Origin of the sequence: Oribacterium sp. P9 (assembly GCF_046365365.1) — a bacterium.
GTDB lineage: Bacteria > Bacillota > Clostridia > Lachnospirales > Lachnospiraceae > Oribacterium.
In genome coordinates, this window is sequence record NZ_JBKEIS010000018.1 from 20,289 (window position 1) to 42,120 (window position 21,832).

Sequence of the window (21,832 nt, forward strand, 5' to 3'; positions counted from 1 at the left end):
TGACACTCACCCGTCTGTCTGATATTATCTTACCTGTTGCTGAGGCAGACACAACACAGCAACGAAAACAACTTATCGATGCGTGGCTCAGCTTGGTAGAGCGCTGCGTTCGGGACGCAGAGGTCGCTGGTTCGAATCCAGTCGCATCGACTACCCTTGGGACTGACTCGTAAGCATGGCTTACGGGTTTTTCTTTTTGTGTAATCATACATACAGGACGGAATGTTCATTGATTCAGCTCTCTGAAAATGATATTCTAAGAGCAAACAATCATTCGGCTGTTGCAACAGATCGGAGGCAAGATGAGCTGTATCAGAGAAGAACTGGAAGCGCTGGAGCGGGAGACCCTGTCGCCGTATGCGGCACTCTCCTCGGAATCGCAGGGGAGAGACCGTGCGGAGGAGCCGGACGACATACGCCCGTGCTTCGAGCGTGATCGTGACCGTATCATCCACTGTAAGGCCTTCCGCCGCCTCAAGCATAAGACGCAGGTCTTCATCGCACCGGAGGGAGACCACTACCGTACGCGTCTCACCCATACCCTGGAGGTCAGTCAGATCGCCCGGACCTTCGGTAAGGCACTCCGTCTCAACGAGGACCTCATCGAGGCGATCGCCCTCGGCCATGATCTCGGCCATACTCCGTTCGGGCACAGCGGCGAGCATGTGCTGAACAGCCTCTGTCACGAGGGCTTCTCCCATGTCGAGCAGAGCGTGCGCGTCGTCGAGGTGCTGGAAAAGAACGGCCAGGGACTCAATCTGACGAAGGAGGTGCGCGACGGCATCCTGAACCACCGCACCTCGGGTCATCCGAACACCCTAGAGGGTCAGGCGGTCCGCTTCGCGGATAAGATCGCCTACATCAACCACGACATCGACGACTCGATCCGCGCGGGCCTCATCCGGGAGGAGGAGATCCCGTCGGAGATCAGCGACATCCTGGGGCACTCGGTGAAGGAACGCTTAAGCGTCCTGATCCATGACGTGATCTATCAGTCGAAGGGACAGCCGCTGCTTACGATGTCGGCACCGGTCGAGCATGCGATGCAGTCGCTTCGGGAGTGGATGTTCACGCATGTCTATATCGGCGGTGAGGCGAAGCAGGAGGAGGTCAAGGTTCGACGCATGATGACGCTGCTGTTCCAGTATTATATGGAGCACCCGGACTCGATGACCGAGGAGTTCATCACCATGCTCGAATCGAATCTCGCGAAGATCGCGTCGGATGATCCGGAGAAGGAGCTCAAGCGTCAGATCGCGCGCGAGCGCTCCGTCTGCGATTATATCGCCGGCATGACGGACGATTACTGTATCTATAAATTTAAGGAGTATTTTGTGCCGGTCGGCTGGCAGAAGTTTTAGAAGAACTGGAGAATCCTCTTGTATTATCCTGAAGAAGTCATAGAAGAAGTAAGATCACGGGCCGATATCGTGGACGTGGTCGGTAAGGTCGTCCATCTGAAAAAGATGGGCGCCAATTATTTCGGGCTCTGCCCGTTTCATGGAGAGAAGACGCCCTCCTTTTCCGTGAATCAGTCGAAGCAGATTTTCTACTGCTTCGGATGCGGAAAGGGCGGCGATGTCGTGAAGTTCACGATGGAGTATGAGAACCTCACCTTCCTGGAGGCGGTGCGGAAGCTCGCCGACGAAGAGGGCTATCAGCTTCCGGAGGGAAATGTCAGCAGTGAGGAGCGGCAGAGCCGTGACCTCCGGACGAAGCTTCTCGAGATCAATAAAAAGGCGGCTGTCTACTTTTACGATGCGCTCCGGAAGCCGGTCGGACAGCTCGGTATGAACTACTTCCGGAAGCGTCAGCTGAGTGACGAAACGCTCCGAGTATGGGGACTCGGCTATGCCGACCAGACCCGGGACGGACTCTATCGCTATCTCCGCCAGTGCGGCTATGAGGACGCGATCCTCCGGGAGTCCGGTCTCGTGAACTTCTCCGAGCGCGGCGCGTACGATAAGTTCTTTAATCGTGTCATCTTCCCGATCATGGATGTTAACAGCCGTGTCATCGGCTTCGGTGGCCGTGTGATGGGCGAGGGTGAGCCGAAGTACCTGAACAGTCCGGAGACCCGTCTCTTCGACAAGTCAAGAAACCTCTTCGGTCTCTGCTATGCGAAGAAGTCGCGGAAGAAGTATTTCATCCTCTGTGAGGGCTATATGGACGTCATCTCGATGCACCAGGCCGGCTTCACAAATGCGGTCGCTTCGCTCGGTACGGCGCTCACGGAAGAGCAGTGCCGCCTTCTCAGGCGCTATGTCGGTGAGATCCTTCTCACCTATGATTCGGATGGTGCCGGCATCAAGGCCGCGAAGCGCGCGATGCCGATGCTGAAGGCGGTCGGGATCCAGAGTAAGGTCATCAGCATGAAGCCATACAAGGACCCGGACGAGTTCATCAAGGCGAAGGGACAGGAAGCTTTTCAGGAGCGCATCGACCAGGCACAGAACAGCTTTCTATGGCTCATCGATGTGATGAAGCTCGACTACGACCTCAAGGACCCGGCAGGCATGACAGCGTATACAAATGCCGCCGCGGAGAAGCTGAGCGAGATCCAGGAGGCCATCGAGCGGGAGAATTATATCCAGGCTGTGGCCCGCGAGCAGATGATCGACGTGAATGCCCTGCGTCGCCTCGTAAATACGATGGGCGAGCAGCGGGCGCGCCGGAACTCCCCGCTGAACGAGAAGATGTATCAGTCCACGAACTTCATGCCGCGGACGAACCCGAAGAAGAAGGTAGAGACGGCGCTTCAGAAGTCGGAGAAGCAGCTCGTCACCTGGCTCAGTGAAAAGCCGGAGCTCATACCGACGGTCCAGAAGTACATCCAGCCGGCGGACATCAGTGATGAAACCGTCCGTACGGTACTGGAGCTCGTCTACCAGCAGCAGCCGGTCAATACGATCCTCGATCGTTTCCGTGAGGATGAGGAGGCGTATGAGAAGGTCGCCGCGATGTTTAATGGGAATCTACTGCCGGAGGATGTCGACGAGCGCGAGTTCAAGCGTGGGCTCGAGGATGTGATTCGGAATGTCAAGATGAGCTCGCTGAATACGAAAATCGCGAATGAGACGGATCCTCGTCAGCTGTCGGAGCTCTTCCAGCAACAGTCGGCGCTGCAGGGTCTGCACATCGACTGAGTATATGGGCGAGGCTTCATAAAACTCGCCTGCTGCACTGTCTTGATGAAATAGGCTGGTACAGGACAGCAGAAGCATTTCGATGAAACAGGACATAGCTGGTCTGCAGAAGGATCCCGATGCATAGAACGATCAGGCTATATACAGGAGGAACGAATTGGAAAAGCAGTTTCAGCTTCCGAAAAGACTGGAAACCATCATAGAGCGGATGCCGGACTCCGGCTGCCTCGCGGATATCGGCTGTGATCATGCCTATGTCGCGATCGAGGCGGTACGGCGTGGGAGAGCGGCACGCGCCCTCGCCTGTGACGTACGGAAGGGTCCGCTGCAGCAGGCAGCGGAGCATATTCTCTGCGCAGGACTCGCCGGAAAGATCGAGACCCGCCTCTCAGACGGCCTCGAGAAGGTCGCGCCGGGGGAGGCCGACACCGTCGTCGTCGCGGGTATGGGCGGACCGCTGATGGAGCGCATCCTGCAGGGACGGCTCAGGGACTTCGCGCACTTCGTTCTGTCACCACAGTCGGAGATCCCGCACTTCCGCCGCTTCCTTCTCGCAGAGGGCATGCAGATCGACGAAGAAACGATGCTCATCGATGAGGGGAAGTATTATGTCATACTCAACGTATCAAAGCGTGCAGACGCGGCGTCTTCCGACTCGATGTATGTCACGGAGGAGGACTTCCTTTATGGTGGTCGTCTGCTCCGCCGGCTGGATCCGGTTTTAAAAAGCTTTCTGGAAAAGGAAAAAACGAGATATGAGGGCATCCTCAGACAGACCGATTCGCTGGAGGTACGTACCGCATATCAGCATTGTATGAACGCACTGGAGGCATATCGATGAACACAGTATCTATGATTACAGAAAAGCTCGAGCAGCTCGCGCCGAAGGCAGCCGCCTGCGACTGGGATAACCCGGGGCTGCTGGTCGGTCGTTCGGACCGGGAGGTCAGCCGCATCTATGTCGCACTGGATGCCACCTGCACGGTCGTCGATGCCGCGATCGATGCCGGCAGCGATCTGATCGTGACCCATCACCCGATCATCTTCCGTGGCGTGAAGTCCATCAATGATCAGTCAGCACTGGGGCTCAAGCTTCTGGATCTCATACGGAATGACGTTTCTGTCTTTTCGATGCACACGAACTTCGATTCCTGCCCGGGCGGCATGGCGGACATCGTCTGTGCGGCCCTGGGACTTCGGAAGACGGGCCTGATGGAGCCGACGGGATTTCTTCCGAAGGACACGCAGAACGGCGCAGCAGAGGGTCTTCAGCTGCGTGTCGTGGAAACAGAGCGCGATGTGAATCCAGATGCCTATGGCATCGGCTTCACGGCAGAGCTGCCGGAGCTGCTGAGCGCTGCAGAGCTCGCGGCCCGTGTGAAGGCGTGCTTCGGACTGCCGTTTGTTCAGTACTATGATGCCGGTATGCCGATCCGGCGCATCGCCTGCTGTCCGGGTTCTGGACGCGGCGAGCTGAAGGAGGTCCTCCGCCTCGGGGTTGACGCCTTCCTGAGCGGCGATATGGGCCACCACGAGGGCCTCGACCTCTGTGAGGAGGGCATCAGTCTTCTCGACGCTGGCCACTACGGCCTCGAGCATATCTTCGTGCACTACATCGCCGAGTTTCTGCGGGCAGAGTTCCCGGAGGCAGAGATCATCGAGGAGGAGCTGCACTTCCCGGCGCAGATTGTCTGAGGAGGAAAGTACATGACGATTACAGTTCAGGGGAAGACCTGCGAATATCCAGCGGGCACGACATTTTATGAGATCGCGATGCAGCATCAGGCGGAGATCCCGCAAGAGATCCTGCTGGCGAAGCTCGGTACGAAGCTCTACGAGCTTCATAAGCATGTACCGGAGAGGGGCGGGGAGATCAGTTTCATCACCGGCGCAGACAAGGAAGGGCACATGGCCTACCAGCGCTCGGCGATCTTTATGATGCTGAAGGCCTTTTATCACCTCTGTGCCGATGTGAAGGATTTCGGCGTCGTGGTCGACTATACCCTCGGCGGTGGCTTCTACTGTTATCTTCGTGGCGGGGTCGAGGTGACGGAGGCACTGCTCGCTCAGGTGAAGCAGACCATGGAAGCGTACCGGGATCAGAAGATTCCGATCATGAAGAGGAGTGTGCAGACCGACGAAGCGATCCGGATGTTCCGTGAGGTCGGGATGACGAGCAAGGAGCGTCTGTTCCACTATCGTATGACGAGCCGGGTCAATATCTACAGCCTCGGAAATTTCTTCGATTACTTCTATGGCTATATGGTGATGGATACCAGCTACATCCGGGCCTTCGACCTCGTACCGTACGGCAGCGGCTTCGTACTGATGCTGCCGACGATGCGGGATCCGGAGCATGTAGCGCGCTTCGTGCCGCTGGATAAGCTCTATAAGGTCCAGAAGGAATCCGCGGCCTGGGCGAACTCCATCGACTGCGGCAATGTCGCCGCGCTGAATGACTGCATCGTCCAGGGTGGCACCGATGAGCTCATCCTGATGCAGGAGGCGATCTTCGAGAAGACGATCGGCAACGTCGCGATGGAGATCGCGAAGCGGAATAAGAAGCTCGTCATGATCGCCGGCCCGTCGAGCTCCGGCAAGACGACCTTTTCACGTCGTCTCAGCATACAGCTCATGGCCCTCGGCCTGCATCCGCACCCGATCACCGTCGATAATTACTTCCGTGATCGCGAGCTCGCCCCGATCGGCCCGGATGGAAAGAAGGATTTCGAGTCCATAAAGTGTGTCGACATCGAGCAGTTCAGTGAGGATATGCTGAAGCTCCTCGCAGGCGAGACGGTGCAGCTGCCAGTCTACAATTTTATAACCGGAAAGCGCGAGTACCGCGGCCACTTCTGTAAGCTCGGCGAGAACGACGTCCTCGTCATCGAAGGCATCCACTGCCTGAATGACGAGATGTCGAAGCAGCTTCCGGTGGACGCACGCTTCAAGATCTATATCTCCGCCCTGACCCAGATCAATGTCGACGACCACAACCGCATACCGACGGCGGATGGCCGTCTCCTCCGTCGCATCGTGCGTGATAACCGCACCCGTGGCTACAGCGCGAAGGATACCATCACCATGTGGGACAGCGTACGCCGAGGAGAGGATAAGAACATCTTCCCGTTCCAGGAGACTGCGGATGTGATGGTGAACTCCAGCATGATCTATGAGCTTCCAGTGCTGAAGCTCTTCGCAGCACCCCTCCTGTTCCAGATCCGGCCGGAAGAGCCGGAGTATCAGGAGGCGAAGCGCCTGCTCAAGTTCCTCGACTACTTCCTCCCGATCAGCCCGGAGCTGATCCCGAAGAACTCCATCATACGGGAATTCATCGGCGGCAGCTGCCTCGACGTCGGCTGAACTGTATGCCCCAAGGAGCCCGCGGGTGCTTGACGGCGCGGGATTCCTGAGGTAAAATGTGGTGTCGAGTATCGGATGTGGTCGCTGCCAGCGTAGGGAAACCGGCTGGGAGAGGAAAGTCCGGGCTTCACAGAGCAGGATGCCTGCTAACGGCAGGTTGCGGTGACGCACAGGAAAGTGTAACAGAGAGTAGACCGCCGGCTTCGGCCGGTAAGGGTGCAAGGGCAGTGTAAGAGACTACCGCGGGCCTGGTGACAGGAACGGCATTATAAACCCCATCTGAAGAAAGACCAAACAGGAAGCATAGGGTGGCTCGTCCGCTTCCGGGTAGGTTGATGGAGGCGTATGGCAACATACGTCCTAGATAGATGACCACTTGATACATAACCCGGCTTATTACGATGCTCGACATTTCAAAAAAACAAAACGGGAACCTGTCCTCAGAGAGGACAGGTTCCCGTTTTTTAAAATTTATTAGCACTGCTCGAGATCGAAGCCGAAGTACTTCACAGCGTTGTTAAAGGAGATACCCTTTACGATTTCGGTCAGGGCCTTCTTGTCGTACGGATACTCACCGTTCTCTACCCACTGTCCGATCAGCTCGCAGAGAATACGACGGAAGTAGTCGTGACGAGCGTAGGAGAGGAAGGAGCGGGAGTCGGTCAGCATACCGTTGAAGTTTCCGAGTGCGGAAAGGTTTGCCATGTTGACTATCTGGTCGATCATGCCCTGCTTGTGATCGTTGAACCACCATGCAGCACCCTGAGTTATTCTGTTCTTTACAGGTGCCTTGCAGAAGCAGCCGGCGATGGTATTGATCGTGGTGTTATCGCAAGGGTTCAGTGAGTAGAGGATGGTCTTCGGAATCTCATCCGTCGCACTGAGAGCGTTGAAGAACTTCGCGAGCTGATCGGCCGGAGCGTAGTTGTCGACGGAGTCGAAGCCGGTATCCGGGCCGAGCTTTGCGAACATGTCGGCGTTGTTATCACGTACGCAGCCGTAGTGGATCTGCATGACCATGTCACGCTTGTTGTACTCCTTTGCAAGGAAGAGCAGCATCGCGGTCTTGTACTTGGCAGCCTCTTCTGTAGTCACTGCCTCGCCGTTCATCGCCTTCTTCAGGATCGCATCGAGCTCGGACTTCTCAGCCGGAGCGTATGCAACGTAACGAACACCGTGGTCGGTGACAGAGCAGCCCATGGACTGGAAGAAATCGAGACGGTCAGCGACTGCCTTCTCGAGGGAAGCCATATCGGTGATGGTGATACCGGATCTCTCCGCGAGCTTTGCGATGTATGGTGCGAAGGTCGGGAGCTCGATGTTGTTCAGCTTGTCCGGTCTCCATGCAGGAAGAACCTTTACGTCGAAGCTTGCGTCGTCCTTGAGCTTCTGATGCCACTCGAGGGTATCGATCGGGTCATCGGTGGTGCAGATGAGCTTTACGTTCGACTGCTTGATGATGTTCCGTACGGACATGGATGGATCATGGAGCTTCTCGTTGCAGAGGTTCCATACTTCCTCAGCGGTGTCGCCGTTCAGGTAGCCCTCGTAGCCGAAGTACTTACGAAGCTCGAGGTGAGACCAGTGGTAGAGCGGGTTACCGATGAGCTTCGGAAGGGTCTCTGCCCACATCTGGAACTTCTCGCGGTCCGGCTTATCTCCGGTGATGTACTCCTCCGGTACGCCGTTGACACGCATCTGTCTCCACTTGTAGTGGTCACCGATTGGTGGCTTTCCGAGCCATACCTGGAAGATGTTATCGTAGCTCTTATCGGTTGCGATATCCTTCGGATCGATATGACAGTGGTAATCGAGTATCGGTGCCTTCTCTGCGATCTCGTGATAGAGCTCCTTCGCTACATCGGTCGAGAGCAGGAAGTCCTTGTCCATAAATGGTTTCATAGCTTTACCTCCATGAGTTTGTGGTATCTGCCGAGCGGTCCGTGCATTTCGCTCCGGGGACAGCGACAGATAGGGATAAATATATATGCAACGCCTTACGGCATTGTCTTCAGTGCAGGTGTCGGACGGTCAATGCATACGAGTGTTCGCTTGTGACCCTCCGACGTTTCAGTGGCCTCGTCTGGTGCCGCTGTCAGCGTGATGATCGGTGACAGGGCAGGAGAGGCTGCAGGCCTCCGGTCGTCAGAAACGTGTGGTTTCACGCGTGACGAGGCGCGTCGCAATGACGGTTTTCTTCGGGATCTCCGTCTCGAGCGGCTCGCCCTGCGCATCCTCCGCCGGATTCAGAAGCGTCATCAGATGCTGGCAGGTTTTCTGGCAGAGCTCCTTCAGCATCGCGTCGACACTGGTCAGCTCCGGAGAGGAGGCCACCGCGAGGGTGGAGTCGTTCCAGCTGACGATCTGGAGATCCTCCGGGATCCGAAGGCCCATGCGTCGCGCGAACTTGACGGCACCGACACCGGAGGTGTCGGAGGAGCCGAGGATGGCGTCGAAGGCTTCCTCTTCGTAGGCTTCCTTCAGAAGCTGCGCCATCTCGTCGAAGCGGCGGTGGCCATGTACGGTGCGGAGTGCGCCCTGTGGGAGACCGAGCTCCGCGATGCCCTGGTGCAGCCCGGCCAGCTTCTGTGTGCCGGAGTAGCTGACACTCGAGTAGACATAGACGAACTTCCGTGCGCCGGTGTCATAGAGCTGGTGGAGCGCGTTTCGCATACCGCCCTGCTCGTCGCAGACGGTGCAGTAGATGTTCTCGCCCTCGAGATAACCGTTCAGAATCATGACCGGATGCTCCCGGGCACCCTCGATGATGTAGGCATTGTCCTCCGGATTCGGCTCGATAAACTGTGAACCGACGAGGATGAAGGCGTCGACCTGACGGGATTTCAGGAGCTCGAAGCTCGCCTTCTTATTCTCGAGCTCGAAGCCGGTGCAGCAGAGGATGGAATTATAGCCCTGGCTGCGCAGCTCGGTCTCGAGGAAGTTGATGGCGCTCGCAAGGTACATATCGGTCGGGTCGGAGCACATGATGCCGATGGTCTTCATGGAACCGCGCCCTAGACCACGTGCATACGCGTTTGGTGTGTAGCCGTACTGGTCGATGACATCGAGCACCTTTTTACGGGTCTTCTCGGAGACGTTTTCCGCGCCGTTGATGACACGGGAGACGGAAGCGATGGAAACCCCGGCTACTTTCGAGATATCGTAAATATTCATACTGTTTCCTTCTTTGACGCTTCGCATGAAGAACGGTTACCAGGAAATGAGCTCTTTCGTGTAAGCGTTTACATTTTCCTTGATTATAACGAAAGAATGGTATAAAATCAATGCATTATATGCATTATCGACAATTTCGGAAGCATTTTCCGAGGCATGGGAGGCATGAATATGAATTTTCCGGATAGACCCTTTGATCTTGTAACCATGGGACAGCTGCTGCTTCGACTTTCGCCACCAGGAAACGAGCGTATCGCCCGTTCAGACGTGTTCGAGAAGAACGTCGGCGGTGCAGAGCTGAACGTAGCGGTAGGCGCCGCACTGCTCGGCCTTCATACCGGTATCATCTCGAAGCTTCCGGCACATGACCTCGGTCAGTTTATGAAGGGTACCATCCGAAGCTACGGCGTATCGGATGACTTCTTCATCTACGATCAGTCAGAGGATGCCAGAGTCGGCGTGTACTACTATGAGTATGGCGCATACCCGCGTAAGCCGCAGGTCATCTATGATCGCCGGAACTCGAGCTTCTTCTCCCTGAGTCTCGATGAGATCGATCCAGAGGTGTATAAGAGCACGAAGTGCTTCCATACGTCGGGGATCACCCTGGCACTGTCTCCACAGCTTTGTGAGACGACCATCGAGGCGATCAAGCGCTTCAAGGAAAATGGCGCGCTGATTTCCTTCGACGTGAACTTCCGTGGGAACCTCTGGAGTGGAGATGAAGCACGTGAGACGATTCTGAAGATTCTTCCGTATGTGGATGTTTTCTTCTGCTCCGAGTCGACGGCACAGCTTACCTTCCTGAAGACCGGAAGCTGCCGGGAGATGATCAAGAGCTTCACCGAGGAGTTCCCGATCAAGGCTGTATTTGCGACGCAGCGCACGGTACACAGCCCGAAGAGCCACGATTTCGGCTCCCTTGCCTACTGTGCAGAGCGTGACGCCTACTTCGAGGAGCCGACGTACGAGAACATCGATGTCGTCGATCGGATCGGATCCGGTGATGCGTATATTTCTGGTGCGCTCTATGGACTGATTCACTCAAACGGTGATGTTCAGGAGGCAGTGAAGTATGGTAATGCGACCTCTGCGATGAAGAATACCATCCCGGGCGATCTGCCGCAGAGCTCACTGAAGGAGATTGAGTCGGTGATCCACGATCACTACTCCACTGGTTTCCACAGCGAGATGGATCGCTGACAGAACATCTGATATAAAATTTAATTATGGATCGGGTGTTGACGATTCGGATTTAACGTGTTAAAGTACAGTCAATCGAATAAAACAAACCGATGACAGAGAGAAGTAGTTCATCCTGAATGTCAAAGAGAGCCGTCGATGATGAGAATACGGTACAGGATAGATGAGTGAATGGACTCTGGAGGGCGCTCCGAAAGGGATCGAGTAGGAAGCGACGGGTTCTGTACCGTTATCAGGCAGCACATATGCTGGTATGTGAAAAGTGACCGAAAGGTAAGATGAGTGGTACCACGGATTATGGATTAATTCGCCTCATGCAGAGAGAAATCTCCGCATGGGGCTTTTTTAGTACGAATCCATGAGAGGGCCACCCCGGAGGGGTGGAGAGGCTCGGGGATTTTCCGTGATACATCATATTTCGATCAGCTCCAGTTGAACATCTACAGAGGGCGAGCGCCCGACATCATGGAGGTAAATATTATGAAGAAGCAGTTTATGGCAGCGACGATGGCAGCACTGATGGCAGCGACACTGGGTGCCTGTGGTTCGTCCGGGGCTCCGGCCGCGACGACGGCTGCGGAGACGAAGGCGGAGACTACCCAGGCTGCAGCAGATACGGGAGCCGCTACTGAGGCAGCCGCAGAAGCGGGGAAGGAATATAAGGTCGGTATCGTTCAGTTCATGGATCATCCGTCCCTCAATCAGATCGAGGAGAACGTGGAGAAGGAGCTGGATAAGATTTCCGAGGAGAAAGGCGTCAGCTTCAACTATAAGGATTACACCTTCAATGGTCAGGGCGACGCAACGGTACTGAACCAGATCGCGAGTCAGCTGATTTCGGATGATGTAGACATCATCATCCCGATTGCAACTCCGGCGGCACAGGTTGTACAGTCTGCAGTGGAAGGCCAGGATATCCCGGTGGTATTCTCCGCCGTATCGGATCCGGTATCTGCGAAGCTGGTCGCGACCATGGACGCGCCGGGCGCCAACATTACCGGAACCTCAGATGCGCTGAACACGAACGCGATCATGGATCTCATGCTGGCTGTGAATCCGGATACCGATTATGTCGGACTGCTGTACTCCAACTCGGAGGACTCCTCGAAGCAGCCGATCGAGGATGCGAAGAAGTACCTCGATGGAAAGGGCATCAAGTACATCGAGAAGACCGGTACGAAGACCGATGAGGTACAGGCGGCTGCCGATGCACTCGTCGCAGAAGGCGTGGATGCGGTATTTACACCGACCGACAACACGATCCAGCAGGCAGAGCTCGGTATCTATGAGAAGTTCCTCGAGGCGGGGATCCCGCACTACGCAGGCGCGGATTCCTTTGCACTGAACGGTGCCTTCATGGGCTATGGTGTCGATTATTCGAATCTCGGTGTCGCAACCGCAGACACTGTAGCGGAGATCCTCCTCGACGGTAAGGATACGGCAAGTCTCGCGGTCAAGACCTTCGATAATGGTATCGCGACCATCAACACCGACAGCTGCGAGGCACTGGGCCTTTCCCTCGATACCGTGAAGTCCGAGATCCAGGATCTCTGCACACAGATCGTCGAGACGAAGACCGAGAAGGAATTTGCAAACTAAATTGTAACAGTTAAGGCAGGCAGGGGACCCGGAGGGGCGGCAACGGAGGCCATACGTAGAGACCGTGTGAAATCAAGCCGGGTCCCCTTAGCGGCACTTGGTACATATCCATGCGCCTTTGGCGCGTGGATGCCCCCGGGCGGCGAGGCCGTTTTGCCACCTTGGTGGCAAAATCAAACGACGATGCCCGCGCCGTAGGCGCATCTGATGGCATCGTCTCTTTGGTGTTATCTCTCCCTGGAACCCTCTGCAACGCTGAGTTTTCATAAAGAAAACTCAGTGATTGCAGAGGGCCTAGTGCCGCTTAGGGTCCCCGGCTTAGATTGAACCGGTCTTGGAGTACTGTGCGTCTGCTGCCGGTCCTCCGGGGCCCATAATACTTAACGGATCTGTCCATCTCCGTAGATCTTATATTTATAGGTGGTGAGCTCTCGAAGTCCCATCGGGCCACGCGCGTGCAGCTTTCCAGTCGAGATCCCGATCTCGGCACCGAAGCCGAAGCAGCCGCCATCCGTGAAGCGCGTCGACGCGTTCCAGTAGACACAGGCACTGTCGATCCCGTTCAGGAACTGCTCCGCATGCGCCGCATCCTCCGTGATGATCGACTCACTGTGCCCGGTGCTGCAGCGGTTGATATGCGAGATCGCCTCCGCTACCGAGTGCACCGTCTTCACCGAGATCTTATAGTCGAGGTACTCCGTTGTGAAGTCCTCCTCCGTCGCCGCATGCACGAGGCGCATGTCGATGCCCTCTCCGGCCGCTGCCGCCGCCTGCACCGCCGCGTAACTCGGCGCATCACAGTACGCCTCGACCTGCATCTCCTGCAGCTTCCGAATCACCGGCACGAGCACCGTCGACAGCACCTCTGCATCCACAACCAGCGACTCACAGGCATTGCACACACCGATGCGCTGCGTCTTCGCGTTGAACACGATCGGCACGGCCTTCGCCACATCCGCACTTGCGTCGAGGAAGATGTGACAGTTCCCGGCTCCGGTCTCGATGACCGGCACGGAAGCATTGCGCACGACCGCCTGGATCAGCCGATGCGAACCGCGCGGGATCAGCACATCCACGTACTCATTCATCTGCATGAAGCGGTTCGTCGTCTCGTGATCCGTCGCCTCGATCAGCTGCAGTACGTTCGGGTCAATGCCGGCGGCCTCGATGGCGCTCCGGAGGACCTTCGTAATCGCGAGGTTCGAGTGGATCGCATCCGACCCACCCTTCAGGATCACGGCATTCGCCGTCTTGAAGCAGAGGGACCAGGCATCGCTCGTCACGTTCGGACGCGCCTCGTAGATGATCCCGATCACACCGATCGGCACCGCCACCTTCTGAAGCCGGAGCCCGTTCGGGCGCGTCGTCTCGGACAGCACTTCGCCGACCGGATCCTCGAGAGACGCGATGTCACGGATCGCATCCGCCATCGCATGGAGACGCTCCTCTGTGAGCCGCAGACGATCCCGAAGCCCCGCCGGCATCTGATTCTGATCTGCGATGGCGAGATCCTCCGCATTGCCCCGGAGGATCGCCGCCTGGTTTTCCTCCCGATCGAGGGCATCCGCCGCCATCCTCAGCACCTGATTCTTCTTCGCTGCATCCAGCACTGCCAGCGTCCGCGACGCTGCACGCGCATCCGCACCGATTCGCTCAAGATCGATCATCATCTCCTCAACTTTCCGGGGTCCGACCCCCTTCTGACTAAATTCACGGGACGTCAGGCACTACGCGGGGGTCAGGCCCCTTGGCCGCCCGGAAGTTAACTTGTAACCGCTCAGGCAGGGTTCCCCCGGAGGGGTGGCAACGAAGGCCATACGTAGAGACCGTGTGAAATCAAGCCGGGTTCCCTTAGCGGCACTTGGTGTTATCTCTCCTTGGAACCCTCTGCAACGCTGAGTTTTCATAAAGAAAACTCAGTGATTGCAGAGGGCCTAGTGCCGCTTAGGGTCCCCGGCTTAGAGTTCACCGGTCTCGGAGTACTGTGCCTCCGTTGCCACCCCTCCGGGCCCCTGCCTACTTTTCGGGGTCAGACCCCTTTCTCTTCCTTCAGTTCCTGGTCGGTTTCCGCCATGGCCTTCTCGGCATCGAGCTGGGCGTCAGTCGCAGCCATCGCCTGCTGCGCCTTCGTCTTCGGGTCGAAGGCGTCTGCGGCGTCCTGCTCGGACTGCTTCGACGCGTTCTTGATGTCTTTCAGGTACACGCCGAGGTTCGCCTTCACGGAATCGATATAGGCACGGCGAAGCGTCGCCTGCTCGGCCTTCTCCTCCTCACTAAGGCCGCTGCCCTCCTTCGACTTATGATAAAGCTCATTGATACGCTTGATATCCTGCTCTGTAACCATTATGCATTCTCCTCACTCTCGAGATACTGTACGAGATCAAAATCCTTATTTTCATGTGCTGCGAACAGCGTGCCGACATTCTCTCCCTCGAGAATCTCCGTGATCACATCCGCACTCGTGAAGCGCGCGATCACCATATCCGCACCACTGTCCGTCGAAATCCGTGCCGCCGCGAGCTTCGCACTCATGCCCCCGGTGCCGACATTGGACCCGCTGTCCGACTTCCCCATCTCGAGGATGTCCGCATTGATCTCCGGAATGAACGGGATAAACTCCGCATCCGGATTCTTCTTCGGGTCGTCCGTGAAGAGACCATCGATATCCGACAGCAGAATCACCAGATCCGCATGCACCACGGCACCGACGATCGCCGCCAGCTGGTCGTTATCCCCGAAGGACTCGACCTGATTGATCTCCGACGTTGACACCGTATCATTCTCATTGACGACCGGCACTGTGCCAAGATTCAGCAGCTCGAGGAAGGTGTTCGTCGCATTCATACGCGAACGCGGATCGAGCATGATATTCTTCGTCAGCAGCACCTGCGACGCGATCACACTGTACTCCGAGAAAATCTTCTGGTAGGTCATCATGAGACGCGCCTGCCCGATCGCCGCGAACGCCTGCTTCTCCGCCATGCTCCGCGGACGACGATGCATCCCGATCACACTCCGCCCCGTCGCGATCGCACCCGACGACACGAGGATCACATCCTTCCCCTCCGCATTCAGATCCGAAATCACACGCACCAGCTTCTCGATCTTCCGAAGATCCAGACTCCCCGTCTCCTTGTGGGTGATGCTCGCGGACCCCACCTTAATCACGATCCGCTTCTTATTTTTTAAACTTGCTCTCATCTCATGATTCGTTTTTTCCATAACACTCCCGAGAACTGAAATATTCTATGATTCATTTCAGACAGACGCCTCGGAGTACTGTGTTTCTGCTGCCATCCCTCCGAGGCGTCGACCGAAAATAAAAAACAAATAATGGAATATTCTATAATTAATTATACGACTTGACAAGTGCTTCCGCGGCTTTCATGCCGTCCATCGCCGCGCTCATGATACCGCCCGCATAGCCGGCACCCTCACCGCACGGATAGAGCCCCGGGATGTTCGAACAGAAATCCGCTCCCCGCGGAATCCGCACCGGACTCGAGGTCCGCGCCTCGATGCCACAGAGCAGCGTATCGTCCTGCGCGAAGCCATGCAGCTTATGCTCGAAGCTCTCCATCCCCTCGATGAAGGTCTCGTTAAACTCATTGAGCGCCGCATAGGACGAGTCCGCCGGGAAGCAGAACAGCCCGTTCAGCCGACTGTAGCCGTACTGCCCCTTGATTTCTGGGCCAATGCTCCCGACCGTTTCGTCGGTGGTTTCGCGATCCGCCTTGAAATCCCCGTAGGTCTGCACCGGCACACGGCCATCCAGCAGCTGGTATGCCCGCTCCTCCAGCGTTCGCTGCAGTGCGATGCCGCCGAGCGGATGGGCCGCCCCATCATAATCCGTCTTCCGAATCGACACGATGATGGCAGCATTGGCGTTCTTCCCGTCCCGGGCATGATAGCTCATCCCGTTCACGCAGAGACGGCCCGGCTCCGACGAGCTGTTCACGACATAGCCGCCCGGACACATGCAGAAGCTGTAGACACCACGCCCATTCTTCGCACTCGTGTGCGTCAACTTGTAGGCACCCGGCCCGAGCGCCCGCCGCGTCTCCGCATCCACCGCACCATAGAGATCCGCATCGATCATCGCCTGCGGATGCTGTACACGGAAGCCCATCGCGAAGTCCTTCGCCTCCATGTGGAGACCGGCTGCGTAGAGCTCCTCATAGCTGTCGCGCGCCGAGTGACCGATCGCGAGGATGATCTTCCGATCCTTGTCCCGCACCGGATCATACGTAAACTTCGTATGGAAGTGAATCTCACCGCCGAGCGCCTCGATCTCATAGCGAATTCCGCGCACGACATCGACGAGACAGTCCGTCCCGACATGCGGCTTCGCGTCGATGAGGATGGAGGGATCTGCCCCATAGCCGACGAACAGATTCAGGATGAAACGACTGCGCCCATCCGGATCCTTCGTCAGCGTGTTCAGCTTTCCGTCGGAGAATGTTCCAGCGCCGCCCTCACCGAACTGCGGATTCGAGTCCGGCTTCAGCTCGCCTGTCGCCCAGAGACGCTCGACATCCTCAACACGCTCCTCGACCGACGCACCACGCTCATACACGATCGGATGCATCCCGGCACGCGCGAGGATCAGCGCCGCAAACATCCCAGCCGGACCGAAGCCCACGACCACCGGACGATGCGCCTCCTCCCGGAAGTAGTCACGCCGAGGCACGTTCCCGATCTTCTCACCGAGCTCCGGCGCACGATACTCGACCCGCTCGCCCATCTGGACATCCCGGTTCCGAAGCCGCTTCACCAGCTTCTCCTCCGCCCGAAGACCACCCTCCAGCTCCACCAGCAGCGTATAACTGAAGAAAATCTCCGGCCGCTTCCGCGCATCGATCGACCGCCGCAGCACCTCCAGCGTCGCGATCTCCGCCGGCTTCACCCCCAGCAGCTTCGCACACTGAAGCCGCAGCATCTTTACCGACGCCGTCACCGGAAGCTTCACCTGATTCACCTTAATCATAAAAACTCCTTTATTCAAACGCCTCAAATGAGAGGCACTGATTCACCGTTCAGAACCCACCATCGCAGGCAGCGCTCCGGGGAGCTCCACTCCGACCATTAACAAAACACTGCCATCATAACACAAAACAGGAGAAATACGAAATCATAGTAACAGTCCATCCCCCTGGCTCTCCATGGAAGTTTGAGGCTGCTCCTCATTCGCCCACCCCATAGGATTCGTGGATGACTATACGTTCTGGTCCCACCCCCGCTCATGAGGAGCCCTCAAACTTCTGGCAACCCGGGCGAAAAAGATGAAAATCGATGGTTTCATCTAATAACTGGCGGATTATGAAATAGTGGATAATATTAACATCGTTTATCATTTTAGCGCACGATGCTAAGATATCCACTATTTCATAATCGGGCAAATATTGGATAGTTTTCCGTAAAATCAGGCATACGCATATATGCGTACCATCCAATCTACCTGGATTTTTCAAATAGTGGATATGTATTTCAGGCTTCTAAGAAGAATTTCCATAAGCGTATATCCAATATACCTTCATTTATAAAATACTGGATACTCGATCCCGGATTCCTCTTGTAAAATAAGGCCTTTCATATCCAGCATTTTCAAAATCGATTAAGAGTGGATATTTTCCAGCCTTCCTCTATTATTCCAGTTCAAAAACATATCCAGTATTTTCAAAATCAAGCCATATTGGATAGGACATGCCCTAGTTTGGACCTGGAGCCCCTCTTACCGTTACCCCATCATACCTGTTATTCACGGTTTTGATACAGCCTCACCCGCTCGGCCTGAAACAGGCGCCGATTATTTGTTTGCCTGCATGGGGCGGGCCGATATGTGAGTAGATAAAAGATGTACGCCGGGGGTGGGCAGGCAAACGAGAAGAGACGCCCCGGGTAAGTGCCCCCAAAAACCAGCTGGAATTAGAAAGAAACCCGGCTGAACTGCTACAAATTATAGACACGTAGCAGGCTGGAGGACAGGCAGCGGAAAACCTATGCACGATCACAAATAAGCCGGAGGACAGACATCGGAAACCATATGCCGAGGACGTGTAAATTCAAAACAGGACCCCTTAGAAACACTTGGAGTAATTTTTCCTCAGCACTCCTTCCAACGCCGGGTTTTCATAAAGAAAACCCGGTGATTGGAAGGAGCCTAGTGTTTCTTAGGGGTCCTGTTTTAGAATTTACCGCCGCAGGGCGTACTGTGTTTCCGATGTCTGCCCTCCGGCTGTTTGCCGTACTGCGTTTCCGCTGCCTGCCCTCCGGCCACTGTTTATTTTTTTAGGAGTTTCCCTGCAGCTGCGCGTTGATCTCCGCCGCGCACGCCTCCAGGCTCTCCTTCCCATATAAATACTTATCCGCCGTGTTCTTGAAGGCATCCATCACGGTCGACGATTCCAGCTGCGGAATCATGATCGCGTTTTCATCCTGCATCTCCCTGATCTCCTGCGCCGCCGCATACTCGAGCGAGTCCAGCTGCCGCGAGCTCTTCAGCGCATCCAGCGCCCGCTCCGAAATCGGCACACCCTTCTCCGTTCCCTGCAGCCGCGCCATATCTGCGTCGTTGATGAGGAAGTTCAGGAAGCGCGCCGCCTCCTTCGGGTGCTGCGTCGTCGCACTGATCGCATAGAGCGTCGCCGGCTTCGTGTACCAGCCGCTGCGAAGCGCCCCCGGCTCCATGATGTTGTTCCCGATGACGACGTTGAACCCGTACTTAGAGAGCTCCGCGCAGTAGCGCGTCGCATCACTCGCCCAGCAGCCGGCCCCTGCCGTCGTCCCGTTTTCGAAATCCGTCGCGTCGAAATCCTCTACCCGCGGAATGACCTTCTTCTCCAGCAGCTGCTTATAGAAGTCGAGGATCTCCACCCAGTCCTCCGCTGTTCCGCAGTAGCTTCCATCCGCCGTGAACAGCACCCGGCCCGTCGTCTGCTCGAAATGCGCGACGAGGCCCAGAAACAAATGCTTCTTCACCATGCCGATCGGATAGATCCCATCCTTCGACATCTGCTCCGCCGCCTGGAAAAGATCATCCCAGGTCTCCGGGATGTCGAGCCCATAGCGGTCATAGACATCCTTGTTATAGAAGAACACCGACATATTGTAGGCGATCGGGATCGCATTCAGATGCCCGTTCACCGTACCGAGTGCGAGATCCGCCTCCGTATAGCGGCTGAGATCCAGCACATCCGTCAGGTAGTTGAGGTTATAGTAGCCTGTCCCATCCGGCGAGTAGGTATGCAGCCAGGAATAGTTGATCTGCATGACGTCTGCGTTCGTATGGCTCTTCATGAACACCTGATTGCGCGTCTCGTAGCCGTCCCACACACCATAGGTGTGGTTCACACGAATGTCCGGATTCTTCTCCTCGAAGACCTGGATTCCGGTCAGCGTGTACTGGTGGCGTGCGTCGTTTCCCCACCACGCGTAGGAAATCGCCGTCTGCTCCGTATCCTGCCGGTAGATCGTCTGCGTGCCCTCACCGAGCACGCGCTGGTGCCAGAAGCTGCAGCCGCCGGTGCTGAGGGCCAATGCTGAGATCAGGGTGCATGCCAGTAATTTTTTCCATGCGATTTTTCTCATCCCGTCTCACCACCTTACGAAACATAGTTCGGACGTGCCTTTCCGCTGCGCTTCGCCTCATAGAGTGCACTGTCTGCACGCTTATAGACGTCCTCGAAATGATATTTTCCCTTATCCATCAGATAGATGCCGGAGCTCACGGAAATCTGGCAGATATCCCGTTCCTTCTCGAACTCCCGCTTGAAGCAGTTATAGAGATGATGGATCTCGTCATGCGCCATCTCGTTCGCCTCCTCGAAGGAAAGTTCCGGATAGTTTCGGTAGATGGCGAACTCATCACCGCCCATACGTCCGATCAGTACATTCTCGGTGAAGGCATTCTGGAGCAGCTTTGCCATTCGGATGATGACCTCATCCCCGACACTGTGGCCGAGCTGGTCGTTCACCTTCTTGAAGTTATCGAGATCGAGCATGATGAAGCTGCTCACCTGCGTTTCGGAAACCGCAGCGATCTCGTTCGTGACGAAGCTCTCGAAGGAAGCTTTATTCAGAAGTCCGGTCATGAGATCATGACTCGCCTTATCATTTAAGTCGGTCACGATGCCGGATACCGAACGGTTGAATACGGTATAGACGAAGATACCGCCGAGGATCAGCACACAGCAGATGCAGGCGACGATCAAGATCGTCTTCTGCGCGGCGATGGAATTTTCACGTGTCATCGACTCCACGGAAATCGTACAGATGACGTGCCAGCCGTTCTGGCAGCTATCCTTCGTCACGAGATACTCGCTGTCCATTACGCTGCCGCTCTCGACACCACTCAAAAGCGATACGATATGCTCCGGAAGCATGGTGGAAACCTCACGCTGACGGCTCGAGTACAGGATCTGGTCGTCTGCATTGACCAGACGTACCGTCATATCGTTCAGTGCCTTCGGGAACTCGAACACACTCTCGAGCTCACGGTTATAGATGGACGCCACGACGAGCGCATGCGGATTCAGACGCTTCGTGTAGTAGAGACGGTCATAATTTCCGTTGATGCCGAAGGACCAGCCGTCCGACGTCTGCGGATTCTGTATGGTCTTCGCGAAGGTCTCATACATGCCGCCCTTTGGGAACATCGCCTTCGTCACCTGTGAGATCCAGCCGATCGTGCTTTCATCACTGTAGATGATGCCGAAATCCGAGAAGTTCTCCATGATCCCGAGATCGACGATCTTCTCGTTGATGGCCTTCTCCCGCTGCAGCTTTTTATAATCATCAAGCGTCGTATCCAGCGGATCATAGCCATAGTACTCCTCACTGGAAAAAAGGAGGGCCGCCTTCTGCTGAACCTCCCGGATATAGTTATCGATATTCAGTTCCAGCTGCTTCGAATTCGCCGACACCAGCACCGACACCTGCTGCCGCAGGGTCGTATTCGAGCTGGACAACGTAAGACCCGTCACGACGATCGCCACCATCAGGATACCGAGCGAAAAGATGATGGTCATCGTCAGCTGGATCTTATGCAACATTTTGTTCACGCGTGATACTCCCCTCTATATCGCGAAACACTCATCAGACAGAGTACTAAAACCCGGACATTTACAGTGCATGTTCGATCCTATTACAACAAATCATGTACCCGATCACTAAATTTTATAAATATTTTACTATTAATTTTAAATATACGCAAGATTTACGACTGCGTTTCACGAAAAATACAGACAGCAGCGTGACTGTTCAGACAAGGGGACCAGGCGGGGCGACAACGGAGGCCATACGTAGAGACCGTGTGAAATCAAGCCGGGTCCCCTTAGCGGCACTTGGTA

At 55.9% G+C, this 21,832-nt stretch carries 15 protein-coding genes, 1 tRNA gene, 1 other RNA gene and 1 other annotated feature; of the genes, 9 read left to right on the forward strand and 8 right to left on the reverse strand.

The window, feature by feature from the left end:
- The first annotated feature begins 76 nt into the window (after window positions 1-76).
- The 7 genes from ACK8P7_RS09470 to rnpB all read left to right on the forward strand — a co-directional run bounded on the left by ACK8P7_RS09470 (window position 77) and on the right by rnpB (window position 6,921).
- A tRNA-Pro gene (locus ACK8P7_RS09470) sits at window positions 77-150 on the forward strand.
- A 152-nt stretch (window positions 151-302) separates the two neighbouring features.
- Window positions 303-1,361 (forward strand): deoxyguanosinetriphosphate triphosphohydrolase, encoded by a 1,059-nt coding sequence (locus tag ACK8P7_RS09475; protein WP_410043968.1) that lies wholly within the window; start codon window positions 303-305, stop codon window positions 1,359-1,361.
- 18 nt (window positions 1,362-1,379) lie between these two features.
- On the forward strand, window positions 1,380-3,146 hold the full coding sequence (gene dnaG / locus ACK8P7_RS09480) for a DNA primase (protein WP_410043969.1): 1,767 nt from the start codon (window positions 1,380-1,382) through the stop codon (window positions 3,144-3,146).
- Window positions 3,147-3,303: 157 nt separating this feature from the next.
- Window positions 3,304-3,987 (forward strand): tRNA (adenine(22)-N(1))-methyltransferase, encoded by a 684-nt coding sequence (locus ACK8P7_RS09485; protein WP_410043970.1) that lies wholly within the window; start codon window positions 3,304-3,306, stop codon window positions 3,985-3,987.
- Window positions 3,984-4,841: a Nif3-like dinuclear metal center hexameric protein gene (locus ACK8P7_RS09490; protein WP_410043971.1), complete on the forward strand. Its 858-nt coding sequence runs from the start codon at window positions 3,984-3,986 to the stop codon at window positions 4,839-4,841. The genes ACK8P7_RS09485 and ACK8P7_RS09490 overlap by 4 nt, the downstream gene beginning before the upstream one ends.
- Before the next feature lie 12 nt (window positions 4,842-4,853).
- Entirely contained in the window at window positions 4,854-6,509 is a 1,656-nt protein-coding gene (locus tag ACK8P7_RS09495; protein ID WP_410043972.1) for a nucleoside kinase, read from the forward strand.
- 65 nt (window positions 6,510-6,574) lie between these two features.
- Window positions 6,575-6,921, forward strand: an RNA gene (rnpB, locus tag ACK8P7_RS09500) — RNase P RNA component class A.
- A 62-nt stretch (window positions 6,922-6,983) separates the two neighbouring features.
- Here rnpB and uxaC read toward each other — a convergent pair.
- Both uxaC and ACK8P7_RS09510 read right to left on the reverse strand, forming a co-directional pair.
- Window positions 6,984-8,411: a glucuronate isomerase gene (gene uxaC, locus ACK8P7_RS09505; RefSeq protein ID WP_410043973.1), complete on the reverse strand. Its 1,428-nt coding sequence runs from the start codon at window positions 8,409-8,411 to the stop codon at window positions 6,984-6,986.
- 243 nt (window positions 8,412-8,654) lie between these two features.
- On the reverse strand, window positions 8,655-9,683 hold the full coding sequence (locus ACK8P7_RS09510; protein ID WP_410043974.1) for a LacI family DNA-binding transcriptional regulator: 1,029 nt from the start codon (window positions 9,681-9,683) through the stop codon (window positions 8,655-8,657).
- Window positions 9,684-9,854: 171 nt separating this feature from the next.
- Here ACK8P7_RS09510 and ACK8P7_RS09515 point away from each other — a divergent pair, with 171 nt between their 5' ends.
- Both ACK8P7_RS09515 and ACK8P7_RS09520 read left to right on the forward strand, forming a co-directional pair.
- The gene (locus tag ACK8P7_RS09515; protein WP_410043975.1) at window positions 9,855-10,886 is read left to right on the forward strand and encodes a sugar kinase; all 1,032 of its coding nucleotides are present in this window, start codon (window positions 9,855-9,857) and stop codon (window positions 10,884-10,886) included.
- Window positions 10,887-10,969: 83 nt separating this feature from the next.
- Window positions 10,970-11,204 (forward strand) — a binding site (T-box leader).
- Window positions 11,205-11,366: 162 nt separating this feature from the next.
- Entirely contained in the window at window positions 11,367-12,485 is a 1,119-nt protein-coding gene (locus tag ACK8P7_RS09520) for an ABC transporter substrate-binding protein (RefSeq protein WP_410043976.1), read from the forward strand.
- A 380-nt stretch (window positions 12,486-12,865) separates the two neighbouring features.
- Here the strand turns inward: ACK8P7_RS09520 and ACK8P7_RS09525 are convergent, their stop codons facing one another.
- The 6 genes from ACK8P7_RS09525 to ACK8P7_RS09550 form a co-directional block, all read right to left on the reverse strand.
- Window positions 12,866-14,152 (reverse strand): glutamate-5-semialdehyde dehydrogenase, encoded by a 1,287-nt coding sequence (locus ACK8P7_RS09525; protein WP_410043981.1) that lies wholly within the window; start codon window positions 14,150-14,152, stop codon window positions 12,866-12,868.
- 362 nt (window positions 14,153-14,514) lie between these two features.
- Window positions 14,515-14,829 (reverse strand): DUF896 domain-containing protein, encoded by a 315-nt coding sequence (locus tag ACK8P7_RS09530; RefSeq protein WP_410043977.1) that lies wholly within the window; start codon window positions 14,827-14,829, stop codon window positions 14,515-14,517.
- Entirely contained in the window at window positions 14,829-15,686 is an 858-nt protein-coding gene (proB, locus tag ACK8P7_RS09535) for a glutamate 5-kinase (RefSeq protein ID WP_410043978.1), read from the reverse strand. Before proB ends, ACK8P7_RS09530 begins: the two co-directional genes overlap by 1 nt.
- 148 nt (window positions 15,687-15,834) lie before the next feature.
- Window positions 15,835-17,472, reverse strand: a complete 1,638-nt coding sequence (locus tag ACK8P7_RS09540; protein WP_410043979.1) for an NAD(P)/FAD-dependent oxidoreductase — start codon at window positions 17,470-17,472, stop codon at window positions 15,835-15,837.
- Window positions 17,473-18,773: 1,301 nt separating this feature from the next.
- On the reverse strand, window positions 18,774-20,072 hold the full coding sequence (locus ACK8P7_RS09545; RefSeq protein ID WP_410043980.1) for an ABC transporter substrate-binding protein: 1,299 nt from the start codon (window positions 20,070-20,072) through the stop codon (window positions 18,774-18,776).
- A gap of 14 nt (window positions 20,073-20,086) precedes the next feature.
- On the reverse strand, window positions 20,087-21,535 hold the full coding sequence (locus ACK8P7_RS09550) for a GGDEF domain-containing protein (RefSeq protein ID WP_410043982.1): 1,449 nt from the start codon (window positions 21,533-21,535) through the stop codon (window positions 20,087-20,089).
- Window positions 21,536-21,832 lie beyond the last annotated feature (297 nt).

What these genes read in the sequence shown, in the direction of transcription:
- ACK8P7_RS09545 (WP_410043980.1), bottom strand. Translation starts at nt 20,072, where the DNA reads ATGAGAAAAATCGCATGGAAAAAATTACTGGCATGCACCCTGATCTCA.
- ACK8P7_RS09475 (WP_410043968.1), top strand. Translation starts at nt 303, where the DNA reads ATGAGCTGTATCAGAGAAGAACTGGAAGCGCTGGAGCGGGAGACCCTG.
- ACK8P7_RS09510 (WP_410043974.1), bottom strand. Translation starts at nt 9,683, where the DNA reads ATGAATATTTACGATATCTCGAAAGTAGCCGGGGTTTCCATCGCTTCC.
- proB (WP_410043978.1), bottom strand. Translation starts at nt 15,686, where the DNA reads ATGAGAGCAAGTTTAAAAAATAAGAAGCGGATCGTGATTAAGGTGGGG.
- ACK8P7_RS09530 (WP_410043977.1), bottom strand. Translation starts at nt 14,829, where the DNA reads ATGGTTACAGAGCAGGATATCAAGCGTATCAATGAGCTTTATCATAAG.
- ACK8P7_RS09515 (WP_410043975.1), top strand. Translation starts at nt 9,855, where the DNA reads ATGAATTTTCCGGATAGACCCTTTGATCTTGTAACCATGGGACAGCTG.
- ACK8P7_RS09550 (WP_410043982.1), bottom strand. Translation starts at nt 21,535, where the DNA reads ATGTTGCATAAGATCCAGCTGACGATGACCATCATCTTTTCGCTCGGT.
- ACK8P7_RS09490 (WP_410043971.1), top strand. Translation starts at nt 3,984, where the DNA reads ATGAACACAGTATCTATGATTACAGAAAAGCTCGAGCAGCTCGCGCCG.
- ACK8P7_RS09520 (WP_410043976.1), top strand. Translation starts at nt 11,367, where the DNA reads ATGAAGAAGCAGTTTATGGCAGCGACGATGGCAGCACTGATGGCAGCG.
- ACK8P7_RS09540 (WP_410043979.1), bottom strand. Translation starts at nt 17,472, where the DNA reads ATGATTAAGGTGAATCAGGTGAAGCTTCCGGTGACGGCGTCGGTAAAG.
- ACK8P7_RS09495 (WP_410043972.1), top strand. Translation starts at nt 4,854, where the DNA reads ATGACGATTACAGTTCAGGGGAAGACCTGCGAATATCCAGCGGGCACG.
- ACK8P7_RS09525 (WP_410043981.1), bottom strand. Translation starts at nt 14,152, where the DNA reads ATGATCGATCTTGAGCGAATCGGTGCGGATGCGCGTGCAGCGTCGCGG.
- uxaC (WP_410043973.1), bottom strand. Translation starts at nt 8,411, where the DNA reads ATGAAACCATTTATGGACAAGGACTTCCTGCTCTCGACCGATGTAGCG.